Annotated in this window: 12 protein-coding genes; 7 read left to right on the forward strand and 5 right to left on the reverse strand. The window is 61.1% G+C overall.

Annotated elements, in window-relative coordinates; translation table 11 throughout:
- Positions 1-153: 153 nt before the first annotated feature.
- On the reverse strand, positions 154-1,908 hold the full coding sequence (locus AC0Z5Z_RS19150; RefSeq protein ID WP_056789178.1) for an L-lactate permease: 1,755 nt from the start codon (positions 1,906-1,908) through the stop codon (positions 154-156).
- Between the two features lie 244 nt (positions 1,909-2,152).
- On the opposite strand from AC0Z5Z_RS19150, the gene AC0Z5Z_RS19155 reads away from it, so the two are divergent.
- Positions 2,153-2,359, forward strand: coding sequence for a hypothetical protein (locus AC0Z5Z_RS19155; protein WP_041480862.1), 207 nt, complete (start codon positions 2,153-2,155; stop codon positions 2,357-2,359).
- A 51-nt stretch (positions 2,360-2,410) separates the two neighbouring features.
- Here AC0Z5Z_RS19155 and AC0Z5Z_RS19160 read toward each other — a convergent pair whose 3' ends face one another.
- Positions 2,411-2,692, reverse strand: a complete 282-nt coding sequence (locus AC0Z5Z_RS19160; protein ID WP_041480860.1) for a hypothetical protein — start codon at positions 2,690-2,692, stop codon at positions 2,411-2,413.
- A gap of 280 nt (positions 2,693-2,972) precedes the next feature.
- Between AC0Z5Z_RS19160 and AC0Z5Z_RS19165 the strand changes: the two genes are divergently transcribed.
- Positions 2,973-3,995, forward strand: coding sequence for a hypothetical protein (locus AC0Z5Z_RS19165; RefSeq protein WP_485611536.1), 1,023 nt, complete (start codon positions 2,973-2,975; stop codon positions 3,993-3,995).
- 90 nt (positions 3,996-4,085) lie between these two features.
- A complete protein-coding gene (locus AC0Z5Z_RS19170) occupies positions 4,086-4,706 on the forward strand; it encodes a TetR/AcrR family transcriptional regulator (protein WP_485611537.1) in 621 nt (206 codons plus the stop codon).
- A 202-nt stretch (positions 4,707-4,908) separates the two neighbouring features.
- On the opposite strand, the gene preA is transcribed toward AC0Z5Z_RS19170, so the two are convergent.
- From preA to hydA, 3 genes are all read right to left on the reverse strand, one after another.
- Positions 4,909-6,183: an NAD-dependent dihydropyrimidine dehydrogenase subunit PreA gene (preA, locus tag AC0Z5Z_RS19175; RefSeq protein WP_056789183.1), complete on the reverse strand. Its 1,275-nt coding sequence runs from the start codon at positions 6,181-6,183 to the stop codon at positions 4,909-4,911.
- A complete protein-coding gene (locus AC0Z5Z_RS19180; RefSeq protein ID WP_305380984.1) occupies positions 6,184-7,551 on the reverse strand; it encodes an NAD(P)-dependent oxidoreductase in 1,368 nt (455 codons plus the stop codon). It lies immediately after the preceding gene.
- Positions 7,552-7,715: 164 nt separating this feature from the next.
- Positions 7,716-9,155 carry a dihydropyrimidinase gene (hydA, locus tag AC0Z5Z_RS19185; RefSeq protein ID WP_150741059.1) on the reverse strand — a complete coding sequence of 480 codons (1,440 nt, stop codon included), beginning with the start codon at positions 9,153-9,155 and terminating at the stop codon, positions 7,716-7,718.
- Positions 9,156-9,779: 624 nt separating this feature from the next.
- Here hydA and AC0Z5Z_RS19190 point away from each other — a divergent pair.
- From AC0Z5Z_RS19190 to AC0Z5Z_RS19205, 4 genes are all read left to right on the forward strand, one after another.
- The gene (locus AC0Z5Z_RS19190; protein ID WP_236168645.1) at positions 9,780-11,264 is read left to right on the forward strand and encodes an NCS1 family nucleobase:cation symporter-1; all 1,485 of its coding nucleotides are present in this window, start codon (positions 9,780-9,782) and stop codon (positions 11,262-11,264) included.
- A 234-nt stretch (positions 11,265-11,498) separates the two neighbouring features.
- The gene (locus AC0Z5Z_RS19195; RefSeq protein ID WP_485611538.1) at positions 11,499-12,782 is read left to right on the forward strand and encodes a Zn-dependent hydrolase; all 1,284 of its coding nucleotides are present in this window, start codon (positions 11,499-11,501) and stop codon (positions 12,780-12,782) included.
- 201 nt (positions 12,783-12,983) lie between these two features.
- Positions 12,984-14,480, forward strand: coding sequence for a helix-turn-helix transcriptional regulator (locus tag AC0Z5Z_RS19200; protein WP_095180256.1), 1,497 nt, complete (start codon positions 12,984-12,986; stop codon positions 14,478-14,480).
- Positions 14,481-14,620: 140 nt separating this feature from the next.
- Entirely contained in the window at positions 14,621-14,878 is a 258-nt protein-coding gene (locus tag AC0Z5Z_RS19205) for a DUF1652 domain-containing protein (RefSeq protein WP_123442222.1), read from the forward strand.
- Positions 14,879-15,242 lie beyond the last annotated feature (364 nt).

The raw sequence follows: 15,242 nt of genomic DNA on the forward strand, positions 1-15,242 counted from the left end.
CGGATTTGCGCTAAAGAGTTATGTGCTGAACTCATCAATTGGCCTGTGGGAGCGAGCCTGCTCGCGAAAGCGTCGGGTCAGACCCAGCCGCTGCTGGATGTGCCGACCTCTTCGCGAGCAGGCTCGCTCCCACAGTGGAGTTGTGTTTTGCAGTTATGGCCCACCCACCACCATCGAGGTAAACGGTGCGACATACGCCTGCAACGTCACCAGCCCGCCGACCAGAATCGCCAGCACGATCGAGTGGAAGAACACGTAACGCAGGATCTCGCCCTCATGCCCGTACCAACGGGTCGCGGTGGAGGCGACGACGATCGACTGCGCGTCGACCATCTTGCCCATCACCCCACCGGAACTGTTCGCTGCCGCCATCAGCACCGGACTGATACCCAACTGTTCCGAGGTGACCCGTTGCAATCCGCCAAACAGCACGTTTGACGCGGTATCGGAACCAGTCAGCGCCACCCCCAGCCAGCCGAGCAGCGTGCCGAACATCGGGTAGAAAATCCCCGTCGCTGCAAACGCCAGGCCCATGGTCGCATCCAGTCCCGAATAGCGGGTAAGGAAGCCCAGCGCGAGCATCGCCGCAATCGTGATCAGTGAAAACCGCACCACCCACAATGTGCGCAGGTACTGCTTGATCAATTGCGGGATCGAATAACCCATCAGCAAGCCGCCAACGATCGCCGCCAGCAAGATCCCGCTGCCGGTCGCGGTCAGCCAAGTGAACTTGTAAATCGCTTCCTCGGCTTTCGGCGCCGCGACCACGGGCGGTACTTTCTCGATTTGCAGGTGCAGACCGGTGAAGGTCACCGCCGGGGCGAAGATCGGGTTGGCCTCGCGCACCGGTTTGCCTTGCGGGTCGAGCTTGGCCGATTGCGTGACCGGGTCGATCACTGGGCGCGTATCGAACATGTTCTTGAAGCCCTGGGTGCCCCAGGCAAACACGAACACCGTGAGAATGATCCACGGCATCCACGCGCGCATCACCGCCGGGCGCGCCTGATCGCTGAACGCGGCGCTGGCGGTGACTGTTTCTTCGTCGACCTTGGAGTTGTCGACGCGCCCGGACAGCGCTGCCGAGGTGTGGATGGTCGCTGGTTTCCACACCTTGAGGAACAGCGTCAGACAGGCCATGGAAATCAGCGCAGCGATGACGTCCACCAGCATCGGCCCGTGGTAGTTGGACACGAGAAATTGCGGGATGGCGAAACTCACCCCGGCCACCAGAATCGCCGGCCACACCTCGAGCATCTTGCGCCACCCGGCAAAGGCCCAGATCAACCAGAACGGCACCAGCACCGAGAAGAACGGCAACTGCCGCCCGACCATCATCGACAGCTCCATCTCGTCCAGCCCGGTGACTTTGGCCAGGGTGATGATCGGCGTGCCCAGCGCACCGAAAGCCACTGGCGCAGTGTTGGCGATCAGCGCCAGGCCCGATGCGGCCAATGGCGAAAAACCCAGGCCGATCAGAATCGCACCGGTCACCGCCACCGGCGTGCCAAAGCCTGCCGCGCCTTCGAAGAACGCACCGAAACAGAAGGCGATCAGCAGCAATTGCAGACGTCGATCATCGGTGATGCGCGCGAGGGAATCCTGCAACACTTTGAACGAACCGTTTTCGGTGGTCAGGCGATGCAGAAAGATGATGTTGAGGACGATCCAGCCGATCGGCAGCAAGCCATTCGCCGCGCCGAACAGCGCGGCCGAGCCGGCCATGCCCGCTGGCATGTCGAAGGCGAAGATCGAGATCAGCAGGGCGGACGCGAGCGCCAGCAAGGCTGCCAGATGTGCCTTGACGTGAAAGAACGCCAGCGCCGCGAGCATCACCACCACCGGCACCGCGGCCATCAGCGTGGAGAGCACCGGGTTGCCGAACGGGTCGTAGATTTGCTGCCAGACCATGGTCCACCTCTGCTTATTGTTATTGAGGGCGCAGATCCATTGCATGGGGGTTGGTTGCAAGCAGTATAGGTGGCATTCCGCCGCCGTTCGGGCATGGCGAACGGGCCGACCAACGGTCGATAGTGGCCACTGAATCAACGTGCTTTTGCCCGGTCGTATCTGCGGCTGCGCGCACTGCGTCCCGAAGACGCGGGCAGCGTGGCGATTTCCGTCGTCAAGACCTTGGGTTTTAGGGAAGTGTTGAATGAAGCAAGCGACAACGATGCTGCTCACTGTGACCGCCGCCGTATTGCTGAGCGGCTGTATTGCGGATTTTGATGATGACCACCGCCATGGCCGGCACTACGACCGCGACCACGGCCGCTATTACGACCATGATCGGCGTTGGGACGACCGCGATGACGACCGCCGCGATGGCCATCGTTATCACCGTGATCGCGATGATGACTGATTGAATGAAGAGGGCGTTCCCGTTAAAGGAACGCCCTCTGTGCATCAGCCTTCAGTTGAAAAAACGAGCGTTCGCCTGGACGCGGGATCGCGCAGGCACCGAGGCCTCGTGATCGAGCAGATGGGTGGCGAGTATGTCGCTCAGAAAACGGAACTGATCGTTGAGGCCGACCACTTCATTGCTGAAATGATTGCTGGCGGCGGGCATCAGCAGATCGTCGAAATCTTCGTTGAACACCAGTGTCTGCGCCTTGCGCGGCACGACGTGCTGTTGGTAGTAGTTGCTGCCGAACACCGGGAAACTCACGGAGAGGGTGACTTGGGTGTGGATCATGATGTGAACGCCTCGTTGTGTTTCGGATGAGTCAATCGTGCCTTTCATCATGGGAGGGCGGAAGGCAATCGTGGCGATGGTGGATATCGATGGTGGTGATGGTTGAGGTTTGTGGTGCTGCTGTTGGCGCCTTCGCGAGCAGGCTCGCTCCCACAGGTGCAACACATTTCAAATGTGGGAGCGAGCCTGCTCGCGAAGAGGCCGGAACCTTCAGCATCGAAATCGACTGACCTGCCTATACTCAAACCAGCACCTCCCCAAGCCAAAGGACACCGCCACCGTGAACACGCGCGCGCTGGTCGTTGCCGCACTGTTTCTGCTGGCCGGCTGCGCCACTTCGGCCCGGGCGCCAGTGAGTGCGCCGCAGGCGGTGGTGGTGTCGGCGCAAACCTGGCAGCAGATCGACCGCGAGATCCTCAGCGCATCGCAACAGGCCACCGAGCAGGTCAAGCTGTTCGCCCGTGGCTCGATGGAACATTGGCGCACTCGGGTCTATCAGCAAACTGAAGAAAATTTCATCCCCTGGTTCAGCAGCTACTGGACCCAGGAATGGCTGTCGATGAAGGTCAGTTGGTACACGATCAGCGCCGGCGGTGAGCAGGATGCTTCGGCGAAACGGCTGGCGGCGTATCTGCTTGAGCAATATCAGGAAAAAGTCCTCGCGCCGGTAGCAGTGGAGATTGATCCGGATGCGATTCTGGCGCAGGCCACGGCGTTCTACGCGCAGTTGATGGCGCAGCAGATGCCGCTCATCGCCCAGCGTCACGGTGTGCCGATTGCGCAGCTCAACGGCCGCTTGCGGAAGATCCCGGCCATCGCCCTCGGCCCGCCGCCGGCGCGGGATGCTTCGCTGTTCAAAGTCATCAGCACCGAGCCGCTGAACACCCTCCCGGCGTACGCCGCGCTGATCGACAAGATCCACACCGACGGCGGCGCCAAGGGCATCTCTTCCACCGAAGCAGCCATGGCCCCGGTGGCCAAGCGCGCCAGCCAGCGCATCGAAGCCGAAATGGCCCCGCGCGGCGCCGCCAGTGCGGTGGCGGCAGCGGCGGGGAAACTGGCCGGGGCGATGATTTCGGTCGGCGTGGCCGGCATACGCGCAATCATCCAGGCCAACGACCGCCCTGACAGTGAAGCGCTGATTCGCAGCAGCCTCGGCAACACCTTCGACAAGGCCTGGCAGAAGCTGCTGCAAAATCCGACCACGGGCGTGATGGCCGGCACGTTGCACATGGCCGGGCAGGTCGAAGGCAATTTGGGCGTGAGTGAGCAAACGCCTATCGGTGTGAGCGCTGTGCCATAGCGCCTGCACCTGTGAAGTTTTGTTGGTGGCGGTCGCGCCCGGATCAGAGCGGATGCTAGTCTTGCGCAACGCTGTTGTCAGGGAGCCCACATGGGCAATCACAAGATCGAGATTCGCCGCAGTAACGTCGAGAAAATCCTGCTGGCGGCGGAAAAGGTTTTCGCCGAAAAAGGCTTCGGCAGCACCGCCATGGCGGACATCGCTGCCGAAGTGCAGTTGCCGCGTTCCAATCTGCATTACTACTTCAGCACCAAGAGCGAGCTGTACAGCGCAGTGCTGTTCGATCTGCTGGAAGTGTGGAAGCAGGACGCGCTGTGCTTCGAGATGTTCGACGACCCGCGCGTGGTGCTGAGCAGTTACATCCGCGCCAAGATGAATCATTCGCGCAGCCGGCCCTATGGCTCGAAAATCTGGGCCAACGAGATCATCCACGGCGCGCCGACCCTGGGCGAAGCGCTGGATGCGAGCCTGTATGACTGGGCGAAGATGAAGGAGGCGAAGATTCGCCAGTGGGTCGAGGACAAGCGGATCCTGCCGGTGGAGCCGTCGGGTTTGCTGTACATGATCTGGGCGTCGACCCAGCATTACGCCGACTTTGATCATCAGGTGAACATTCTCAATGATCACCAGCCGTTGTCGGATATGCAGTTCGAGCGGGCGGTGCAGACCGTGACAGGTGTGATTTTGCGCGGGATCGGGCTGGAGCCTTGAAGAGCACCATCAAGGGCTTACCCTCACCCCAGCCCTCTCCCAGAGGGAGAGGGGGCCGACCGAGGTGTATTGAGAGGTACATCGACCTGAAAGACCGTGTCGATTATGGATTCACAACAACTCTTTCAGGTCGGCGAAGTTTGTCAGCATCCCCCAATCAGTCCCCTCTCCCTTTGGGAGAGGGCTAGGGTGAGGGTTTTTTTCAGACTGCAACGTGATAGGGGTTGCGCGGATCATGATTCCAGTCCAGAAACGGCTTGCCCGTGTCCATCGGTACCATCTCGATGCAGTCGGCCACGGGGCAGGTGATCTGGCACAGATTGCAGCCCACACATTCCTCATCGATCACTTCATATTTATGCGTACCGTCGGCCTGTTTCAAACTGTCGATCGCCTGGTGTGACGTGTCTTCGCAAGCAATGTGGCAACGCCCGCAACCAATGCACGCCTCCTGGTCAATCTTTGCGATGACCTGGTAGTTGATATCGAGGTACTTCCAATCCGTGGTGTTGCCCACGGCGCGCCCGGAAAACTCGGCGATATTGGCGTAGCCCTGGCTGTCCATCCACCGCGACAAGCCGTCCTTCATCTCGTCGACAATGCGGAAACCATGCAGCATCGCCGCCGTGCACACCTGCACCGCGCCGCTGCCCAGCGCCATGAACTCCGCCGCGTCGCGCCAGCTGCCGATGCCGCCGATGCCGCAGATCGGCAAGCCCTGGGTCTGCGGATCACGGGCGATTTCCGCGACCATGTTCAGCGCAATCGGCTTGACCGCCGAACCGCAATAACCGCCGTGGGTGCTTTTGCTGCCGACGGTGGGCAGGGCGACCATATGGTCCAGGTCGACGCTGGTGATCGAGTTGATCGTGTTGATCAGCGACACCGCATCGGCGCCACCACGATGCGCCGCCCGGGCAGCGACGCGGATGTCGGTGATGTTCGGGGTAAGTTTGACGATCACCGGCAGCGAGCAGTACGTCTTGCACCAGCGCGTCACCTGTTCGACATACTCCGGCACTTGGCCGACCGCCGCGCCCATGCCGCGTTCGGGCATGCCGTGGGGGCAGCCGAAGTTGAGTTCGATGCCGTCGGCGCCGGTGGCTTCGACCAGCGGCAGAATGTGTTTCCACGACTCCTCGACACACGGCACCATCAGCGACACGATCAGCGCGCGATCCGGCCAGTCCTTCTTCACCTGGGTGATTTCGCGCAGGTTGATTTCCAGCGAGCGGTCGGTGATCAGTTCGATGTTGTTGATGCCCAGCACTTCGCGATTGGCACCGTAATGCGCCGAATAACGCGAGGAAACGTTGACCGCCGCCGGATCCTCACCCAGGGTTTTCCAGACCACGCCACCCCAGCCCGCTTCGAACGCGCGGACCACGTTGTAGGCCTTGTCGGTGGGCGGCGCGGAAGCCAGCCAGAACGGGTTGGGCGCTTTGATACCGGCGAAGACTATCGAGAGATCGGCCATTTACGCAGCCTCCACGTTGAGCATCAGTTGAGCGTTGATCGCCTCGGCGGCGCGTTTGCCGTGCTGCACTGCTTGCACGGTGAGGTCCTGATCGAGGCTGGTGCAGTCGCCGCCGGCATACACGCCGGGGATGCTGGTGCGCAGGTGTTCATCGACCGCGATGCGTTCGCCCTGACGCTTGAGTTCGCGCGCCAACGGATCGCTGAGAGCGCTGTCATCGAAGCTCTGGCCGATCGCTTTGAAGATCGCATCGGCAGCCAGCTCGAAGGTTTCTCCGGTGGTTTGCAGACGGCCTTCAACCAGATCGGTGCGGGCGAAACGCATGCCGCGCACGCGGCCCTGATCATCAAGCAACACTTGCTCCGGCTGCGCCCAGGTCAGCAATCGCACCTGATTGGCTTTGGCGATGTCCTGCTCATGGTGGGTGGCGCCCATGTCTGCCGCACCACGGCGATACACCAGATTGACGTCGCGCGCGCCGAGGCGGGCCATTTGCACGGCCATGTCGATCGCGGTGTTGCCAGCGCCGAGAACGATGCAGCGTTCAGCCAAGGGCAACTGCGTGAGGTCATCGGCCTGGCGCAGTTCGCGGATGTAATCGGTGGCGGCGAGCAGGCCCGGCGCGTCTTCGTGGGCCAGACCGAGTCGCTTGCTGGCATTCAGGCCGAGGCCGAGGAATACCGCGTCAAACTGCTGATGCAGTTCGCTCAGGGTCAGGTTTGCACCGAGTTTCTGGCCGTGGCGGATTTCTATCCCGCCAATCTGCAGGAGAAAGTCCAGCTCCTTCTGCGCGTAATCGTCGACCAGTTTGTACTTGGCGATGCCGTACTCGTTGAGCCCGCCGGCCTTTTCCCGTGCTTCGAAAATCACCACGTCATGCCCGTGCATTGCGCTGCGATGAGCGCAAGACAACCCGGCCGGCCCGGCGCCCACCACGGCGATCCGTTTGCCCGTGGCCGGGGCGCGCTGGAACGGGTGTTCGGCGAAATGCGCGTTGTCCACGGCATAGCGTTGCAGCAAACCAATCAGCACCGGCGCGCATTCCTGCGCGTTGTTGCGCACGCAGGCCTGCTGGCAGAGGATTTCCGTCGGACAGACCCGCGCGCAACTGCCGCCGAGGATGTTTGCCGACAGGATTTTCTGCGCCGCGCCTTGGACGTTGTCTTGATGGATGTTGCGGATGAACGACGGGATATCGATTTCGCTGGGGCATGCATTGACGCAAGGCGCGTCGTAGCAATACAGGCAGCGCGAGGCTTCCAGATGCGCCTGCCGGGCATTGAGCGGCGGCGCCAGATCAGTGAAATGGCCGGCGAGAGCGGCCGCGCTTTCGTGCGGGTGGGGGAGGTGGTTCAGGGTCTCGATCACGGTTCATGGCCTCATGGCTAATTGAGGTGCTGCCTCTGGTGGGCAGTGGTTGATCGTTCCCACGCTCTGCGTGGGAATGCCTCAAGGGACGCTCTGCGTTCCAATGGGACGCAGAGCGTCCCGGGCTGCATTCCCACGCAGAGCATGGGAACGATCACTAGGGGTCAGCGTTTAACGGCAGTCGGTTTATGCAACTCCGCCCGCTTGCTCAACAAATCAAACACCGCCGGATAGGCCGGCCGTTCGATGTAGCGTCCGGCGCCGCGTTCGGCGCGCAGGTCGCCGTCGGCCCAGACCACGCGGCCCTGGCTGACGGTGTGGCTCGGCACGCCGCGCACGGTCTTGCCTTCGAAGATGTTGAAGTCCACCTGCTGATGGTGGGTCTTGGCGGAAATGGTCCGTGTGCCTTGCGGATCCCACAGCACCAAATCGGCATCGGCGCCCACGCGGATCGCACCTTTGCGTGGATAGAGATTGAAAATCTTCGCGGTGTTGGTGGAGGTCAGCGCGACGAAATCCTGCATCGACAATCGTCCGGAGTTGACGCCTTCATCCCACAACACTGCCATGCGGTCTTCGATGCCGGCGGTGCCGTTGGGAATCTTGCTGAAGTCGTCGCGCCCGGCGGCTTTCTGCTCGGCGCAAAAGCAGCAGTGGTCGGTGGCGGTGGTGTGCAGATTGCCGTTCTGCAGCCCGTGCCACAGCGCCTCCTGATGGCCGCGCGGACGGAACGGCGGGCTCATCACGTAGCCGGCGGCGGTCTGCCAGTCCGGGTGTTGATAGACGCTGTCGTCGAGCAGCAAGTGCCCGGCCAGCACCTCGCCGTACACCGGCTGGCCCTTGCTGCGGGCATAGGTGATTTCGTCCAGAGCTTCCTTGGTGGAAACGTGCACCAGGTACAACGGCGTGCCGATGGTTTCGGCGATACGGATCGCCCGGCTCGCGGCTTCACCTTCGACCTGCGAAGGTCGCGACAGCGGATGCGCTTCCGGCCCGGTAATGCCCTGAGCCATCAGCTTGCGTTGCAGGTGATAGACCAGCTCGCCATTTTCCGCGTGCACGGTCGGCACCGCACCGAGTTCCAGGCAGCGCTCGAAACTCGCCACCAGAGTGTCGTCGGCGGCCATGATCGCGTTCTTGTAGGCCATGAAGTGCTTGAAGCTGTTGATGCCGTGGTGGCTGACCAGCTCGGCCATTTCCTCGCGCACCTGCTCGCTCCACCAAGTGATCGCGACGTGGAAGCCATAGTCCGACGCAGACTTTTGCGCCCAGCCGCGCCACTGATGAAACGCTTCCATCAGCGATTGCTGCGGATTGGGAATGACGAAGTCAATGATCGAGGTAGTGCCGCCGGCCAGACCGGCTGCAGTGCCGCTGTAGAAGTCCTCACTGGCAACGGTGCCCATGAACGGCAACTGCATGTGCGTATGCGGATCGATGCCGCCGGGCATCAGGTACTGGCCACTGCCGTCGAGCACTTCTGCGCCGGCGGGAATGTCGAGGTTTTCACCAATGGCTTTGATCACGCCGTCAGCGCAATAGACGTCGGCGCGGTAACTTTCATCATGGGTAACAACGGTGGCGCCACGGATCAACAGAGACATTCCGGATTCCTCGCAGGCATGACCGACTTGTGCCGGTTCTAAATGTTTTATTGAAGTACAGCGGCGCAGTTCGTATTCCTGTCATCGCTGTCAGGAATAGAAACTAGTCGCGATTTCAAGAATGATCAAGAATATTTTTTATAAGCTTATAGCTGTTTCAAGCTATTGATAAATAAAGATAAAAACGATAAATCACCAAAATGGGTAGGGCGCTCACCATTTTGACGCACTTGACAGGATGGAAATATGAGCAAGATTTCCTATGTGAAATCAGCCGCTTGAAGTTGTGCTGCGGTTGCGGGTTCACCGACAAAAATAAATGCAGTGCACCAGTTTGAGTCCTGACACTTCGGACAACTTGCCCGACGTTTAGCCTGAGCGTTCAGACAAGTTTTCCCGGACTCATCGAATATTCAATTAAAACTGATGAATATCAGAAAGTTGCAAAGCGTCCAGTGCACCGCCCAAGCGTTCAGCGCGAGAATCGGCACGTTTATTGATGCCGCCGCTGACACCATGGCCGGTGCATGAAAGTTGTCAGTTCCTCCGGCCATCGTCCGGCTGGCGTCGTGCGCGCCAACCGCCTGATGAGCAAAAAATAATCAGAAGAACAGTGGAGCGGCCATGCAACAGATCAGATCACAAGTGACCGAGCGCGACGGCTTGTTCGAGCTCGAAGCCGGCAGTGACGTCCTCGACAGCCCCCGTTACAACCACGACATGGCACCGACCAAGGTGCGTGAACGCACCTGGAACAAATGGCACATCACCGCGCTGTGGGTCGGGATGTCGATTTGCGTGCCGACCTACACCCTCGGCGGCGTGCTCACCGCGTATTTCGGCTTGAGCGTCGGCGAAGCGCTGCTGGCGATTCTGTTTGCCAACGTCATTGTGTTGATTCCACTGACCCTCAACGCCTTCCCGGGCACCAAGTACGGCATTCCGTTTCCGGTGCTGCTGCGCTCGTCGTTCGGCATTCTCGGTTCCAATGTGCCGTGCCTGATCCGCGCGTTGGTGGCGTGTGGCTGGTTCGGCATCCAGACCATGTTCGGCGGACTGGCGATTCACCTGTTCCTCGGCTCGGTGTTCGAGGGCTGGAAATCCCTCGGCGGAACCGGCGAGGTGATCGGTTTCATGGTGTTCTGGGCGCTGAATCTGTGGGTGGTGATTCGCGGCGCCGAGTCGATCAAATGGCTGGAAACCTTGTCGGCGCCGTTGTTGGTGGCGGTGGGCATCGGCCTGCTGGTGTGGGCGATGCCCAATGTGTCGATGACTGAATTGCTGGCGATCCCGCCCAAGCGTCCGGAAGGCGCCAGCGTGGTCAGTTATTTCGCGGCAGGGCTGACGGCAATGGTCGGCTTCTGGGCCACGCTGTCGCTGAACATTCCCGACTTCAGTCGCTACGCCAAGAGCCAGAAGGATCAGATCCTCGGGCAGATTTTCGGTCTGCCGCTGACCATGTTCCTCTTCGCTGCGCTGGGCGTGGTGATGACCGCCGCATCGGTGAAACTGGTCGGCGTCACCGTGTCCGACCCGGTCACGCTGATAGGCCATATCCAGAGCCCGGTGTGGGTCGCTGTGGCCATGGCGCTGATCATCGTTGCCACACTGTCGACCAACACCGCCGCCAATATCGTCTCGCCGACCAATGACTTTCAGAACATCGCGCCGAAGGTGATCAACCGCACCAAAGCGGTGTTGCTCACCGGTCTGGTCGGGCTGGTGCTGATGGGCCATGAACTGCTGAAAAAGCTTGGCCTGATCGTTTCCGACATCAGCCTGGAAACCGTGTACTCAAACTGGCTGCTGGGCTACTCGAGCCTGCTCGGGCCGATCGCCGGGATCATGGTGGTGGATTATTTCCTGATCAAGAAACAGCGACTGGACCTCGCCGGGCTGTACCGCGATGACGTGTATCCGGCGTGGAACTGGGCCGGTTTTCTCGCCTTTGGCGTGCCGGTGGCGCTGACCTTGCTGTCGCTGGGCAGCGACGCGTTCAGCTGGTTCTACAGCTATGGCTGGTTCACCGGCTCGGCGTTGGGCGGGGTGATTTATTACGGGCTGTGCGTGATGCGGGCGCAGCCTTCTGCCGTGAAAACAGCGGTGTGAGCAAGGCCTTTTCGCGAGCAGGCTCGCTCCCACATTGGAAATGCATTCTCACTGTGGGAGCGAGCCTGCTCGCGAAGGCGATGCTCCATACACCGCCGAAACTGATCGTTCCCACGCTCTGCGTGGGAATGCAGCCCGGGACGCTCCGCGTCCCAACAGCGGACGCAGAGCGTCCATGGATGAATGCCCACGCAGAGCATGGGCACTATCGGCATCAGCATTGAGGAGATCCCCATGAACGCAGCCGTAGACGTTCTGCAATCCACCCATCAGCACATCAACCGTGATCGCCTCTGGGCCTCGCTCATGGAACTGGCGAAACTCGGCGCCACGGTCAAGGGCGGCGTCTGTCGCCTGGCCCTGACCGACCTCGACCGCCAGGCGCGCGACCTGTTCGTGCAGTGGTGCAAGGACGCCGGTTGCAACGTCACGGTCGATGCCGTCGGCAACATTTTCGCCCGGCGTGCCGGGCGCAACCCGAACCTGCCGCCGGTCATGACCGGCAGCCACATCGACACCCAGCCCACCGGCGGCAAGTTCGACGGCTGCTTCGGCGTGCTCGCCGGCGTCGAAGTGCTGCGCACCCTCAACGACCTCGGCGTGGAAACCGAAGCGCCGCTGGAAGTGGTGGTCTGGACCAACGAAGAGGGCTCACGCTTCGCCCCGTGCATGATGGGCTCAGGGGTCTTCGCCGAGAAATTCACCCTCGAAGAAACCCTCGCCAAGGTCGATGCCGACGGCGTCACCGTCGGCGAAGCACTGGATGCGATCGGCTACGCCGGCCCGCGCAAGGTTAGCGGGCACGCGGTTGGCGCGTATTTCGAAGCGCACATCGAACAAGGCCCGATTCTCGAGGACGAAGAGAAAACCATCGGCGTGGTACTCGGCGCGCTCGGGCAGAAGTGGTTCGACCTGAAATTGCGCGGCGTCGAAGCCCACGCCGGCCCGACGCCGATGCACCTGCGCAAGGACGCCCTGGTCGGTGCCTCGGTGATCGTCGGCGCCGTCAACCGCGCCGCCCTCGGCCATCAGCCCCACGCCTGTGGCACGGTCGGCTGCCTGCAAGCCTATCCCGGCTCGCGCAACGTGATTCCCGGCGAAGTGCGCATGACTCTGGATTTTCGCCACCTGGAGCCGGCGCGGCTGGATTCGATGATTGCCGAAGTGAAACAAGTGATCGAGGCGACCTGCGAAGAGCACGGCCTTACCTACGAACTGACCCCGACCGCCGACTTCCCGCCGCTGTACTTCGAAAAAGGCTGCGTGGAAGCGGTGCGCGGTGCTGCGAAAGGGCTGGGTCTGTCGCACATGGACATCGTCAGTGGTGCCGGGCATGACGCGATTTTCCTCGCCGAGCTCGGCCCGGCGGGAATGATTTTTGTGCCATGCGAGGGCGGGATCAGCCACAACGAAATCGAGAATGCCGCGCCGGATGATCTGGCAGCGGGGTGCGCGGTGTTGTTGCGGGCGATGCTCGCGGCGTCGGCGATGGTGGCGGCCAGCGAGCGTGCCGCCTAAGGTAAACACACCCAGTAAACCTGTGGGAGCGAGCGTGCTCGCGAATGCGCCGGGTCAGTCACCGAATGGTCTGTCTGACCCAGCGCTTTCGCGAGCAGGCTCGCTCCCACAGGGGTTTTTTGGCGATTTTGGGGTTGTGGCACGATCCCGAGCCGCCGCGGTCGTACTCTTCACCTAGCCGCATCACAGTGTGGAGATCCAATGAGCCAGGAAGTCCTGACCACCGAAACCAACCGTCGCCAGTTGCAGCAGATCATTGCCGGGCTGTCGGACGGGGTGATTCTGCTGGAACTCGACAAAAGCATTCTCTGGGCCAACGAAGCGGCGCTGACCATGCACGGTGTCAGCACCATCGGTGATCTGGGCAGTAACGCCGACGAGTACGCCAGACGCTTCACGCTGCGCTATCGCAATAATCATGTCTTGCCGCCGGACAACTACCCGATCAGCCGCGTCGCCCGCTGCGAGGCGTTCAATGATGTGCTGATCGAAGTTTCGTCCGTGGACGACCCGGAGCGGGTCTGGGTGCACAGTGTGCGCAGCATGGTCCTGACCGACCGCGTCGGCCAGCCCGAGTCGCTGGTGCTGATCATGAGCGACGTCACCGATTGGGCCAATGCTGAGCTGCGTTTCGAAAAAACCTTCAATGCCAACCCTGCACCGGCAGTGATCTGCCGACTCAGCGATTTGCGCTACATCAAGGTCAACCCGGGCTTTCTGGAAATGACCGGCTATACCCGCGATCAGGTGATCGGCACTTCGGCTTACGAAATCGATATCTTCGAGCAGGCGGATCAGCGCGATCTGGCTGTCCAGCGCTTGCGCGATGTCGCGACCATTCCGCAAATGCAGGCGGAGTTGCGCCTTCCCGACGGTGGCAGTAAACAGGTGATCGTTGCCGGTCAGCCGCTGCTGCTCAATGACGAGAATTGCATGCTGTTCTCCTTCGTCGACATGGAGCCTCGGCGCCGGGTCGAAGTGGCCTTGCGTCAGAGCGAGGAGCGCTTTGCCAAGGCTTTTCGTCTGACGCCGGTACCGATTTTGATCTGCACCGCTGACAAGCAGGAGGTCATCGACGTCAATCAGGCGTTCCTCGATACCCTGGCCTATGACAGCGATGACGTACTCGGCAAAACCGTGACGCAGCTGAGCTTCATCCACGATGACAGCGCGCGCACGCGCCTGCTGTCGGCGCTGGCGAAGAACGGTCGTGTGGATCGGGTCGACGTGCCCGTGCGCAAGAAGGACGAGGAGTTGCTGGAGTGTGCGGTCTCGGCTGACACCGTGAACATTCACGACACGTCCTGCTATCTGCTGGTGTTGATGGACATGACCGAGCGCAAGCGCACTGAGCTTGAGCTGGTCGCGGCGATCGAAGAGGTGATGAAGGATGCGTCGTGGTTCAGCCGAACGCTGATCGAGAAGCTGGCCAACGTGAAGAAAATCAACTCGCCGCAGCTGCCCAGCGCCTCGTTCACCGACCTGACGGCCCGTGAGCGTGATGTGCTGGGTTTGATCTGTGAAGGTCTGGCGGACAAGGAGATCGCCGCGCGGTTGAAACTGGCGCCCAATACCGTGCGCAATCATGTGGCCACCGTGTACTCGAAAATCGATGTGCATAGCCGCAGCGAGGCGATCGTCTGGGCTCGAGAGCGCGGTTTGTTTTCGGGAGAGTGGGGCACCAAAGGCCAGCGCTGAGGGGTGCAAATGCACTAGTTACAAGGGTGCAAATTCATGTATTGGCCAAGACGTTGTGTTCTTAGGCTGGTGGGGTGCGGTGTGGGCCATTTCGGGCCTGCGATCGTGCCCCTTTTGAAACAGTCATAGGAACAACGTCAATGATGAATCTTGCGCAGTTGCGCGCTCGGCTTGAGCACAGTTTTGCGCCGCTGGCTTGTGAGTGTTCGGTGGATGGTGATCATTCGCTGACGGTCAAGTTGTATCACCGGGATTCGGGGCAGGTGGATCTGGTGATCAGCGGGCTGGATCTGGCTTCGCTGCGTACGCCTGGGGCGGTCGAGGCGTTGGTGGGGGAGTTGCGGTATGAGCTTGAGAGCAATTCCTTGCGTTCTTCGCGGGATCCGGATTTGGCTTAAGCGCGCTTTGGGTCTTGGCGGCCTTTGGGCCGGCCATGCTCTGGGGGGGTTGGGTGTATATCCGTTTTTTTGGGTGTTGCGGCTGGCGGTTTCGCCCTTACGGCGAGTCCCTTTTGGCAAACGCCCCAAAAGGAACCAAAAGGTCTTCGCCCTGACGTTCGGCCCGCTCGCTTAGGCTCGGGGTTCCTTCGCTGCGGAATCGATCCTGGCGCAGCGGCTCCGGTTTGCTTCGCTGCACCTACACTCGCTGTGTACGACTGCGTCGTACGGTCGCTGCGCTCCCACGCCCGGATCAATCCCTCCACTCAGCCTGCCGACGGGCTCCAAGATCAAAAGCGGTACTCGAGCTAACGCTCATCGTGTG

The organism is Pseudomonas sp. 1L-E-NC-VB-C3, from assembly GCF_057291535.1.

Coding starts and splice junctions, on each gene's coding strand:
- AC0Z5Z_RS19150 (WP_056789178.1), bottom strand. CDS start 1,908: ATGGTCTGGCAGCAAATCTACGACCCGTTCGGCAACCCGGTGCTCTCC.
- AC0Z5Z_RS19155 (WP_041480862.1), top strand. CDS start 2,153: ATGAAGCAAGCGACAACGATGCTGCTCACTGTGACCGCCGCCGTATTG.
- AC0Z5Z_RS19160 (WP_041480860.1), bottom strand. CDS start 2,692: ATGATCCACACCCAAGTCACCCTCTCCGTGAGTTTCCCGGTGTTCGGC.
- AC0Z5Z_RS19170 (WP_485611537.1), top strand. CDS start 4,086: ATGGGCAATCACAAGATCGAGATTCGCCGCAGTAACGTCGAGAAAATC.
- preA (WP_056789183.1), bottom strand. CDS start 6,183: ATGGCCGATCTCTCGATAGTCTTCGCCGGTATCAAAGCGCCCAACCCG.
- hydA (WP_150741059.1), bottom strand. CDS start 9,155: ATGTCTCTGTTGATCCGTGGCGCCACCGTTGTTACCCATGATGAAAGT.
- AC0Z5Z_RS19190 (WP_236168645.1), top strand. CDS start 9,780: ATGCAACAGATCAGATCACAAGTGACCGAGCGCGACGGCTTGTTCGAG.
- AC0Z5Z_RS19195 (WP_485611538.1), top strand. CDS start 11,499: ATGAACGCAGCCGTAGACGTTCTGCAATCCACCCATCAGCACATCAAC.
- AC0Z5Z_RS19200 (WP_095180256.1), top strand. CDS start 12,984: ATGAGCCAGGAAGTCCTGACCACCGAAACCAACCGTCGCCAGTTGCAG.
- AC0Z5Z_RS19205 (WP_123442222.1), top strand. CDS start 14,621: ATGATGAATCTTGCGCAGTTGCGCGCTCGGCTTGAGCACAGTTTTGCG.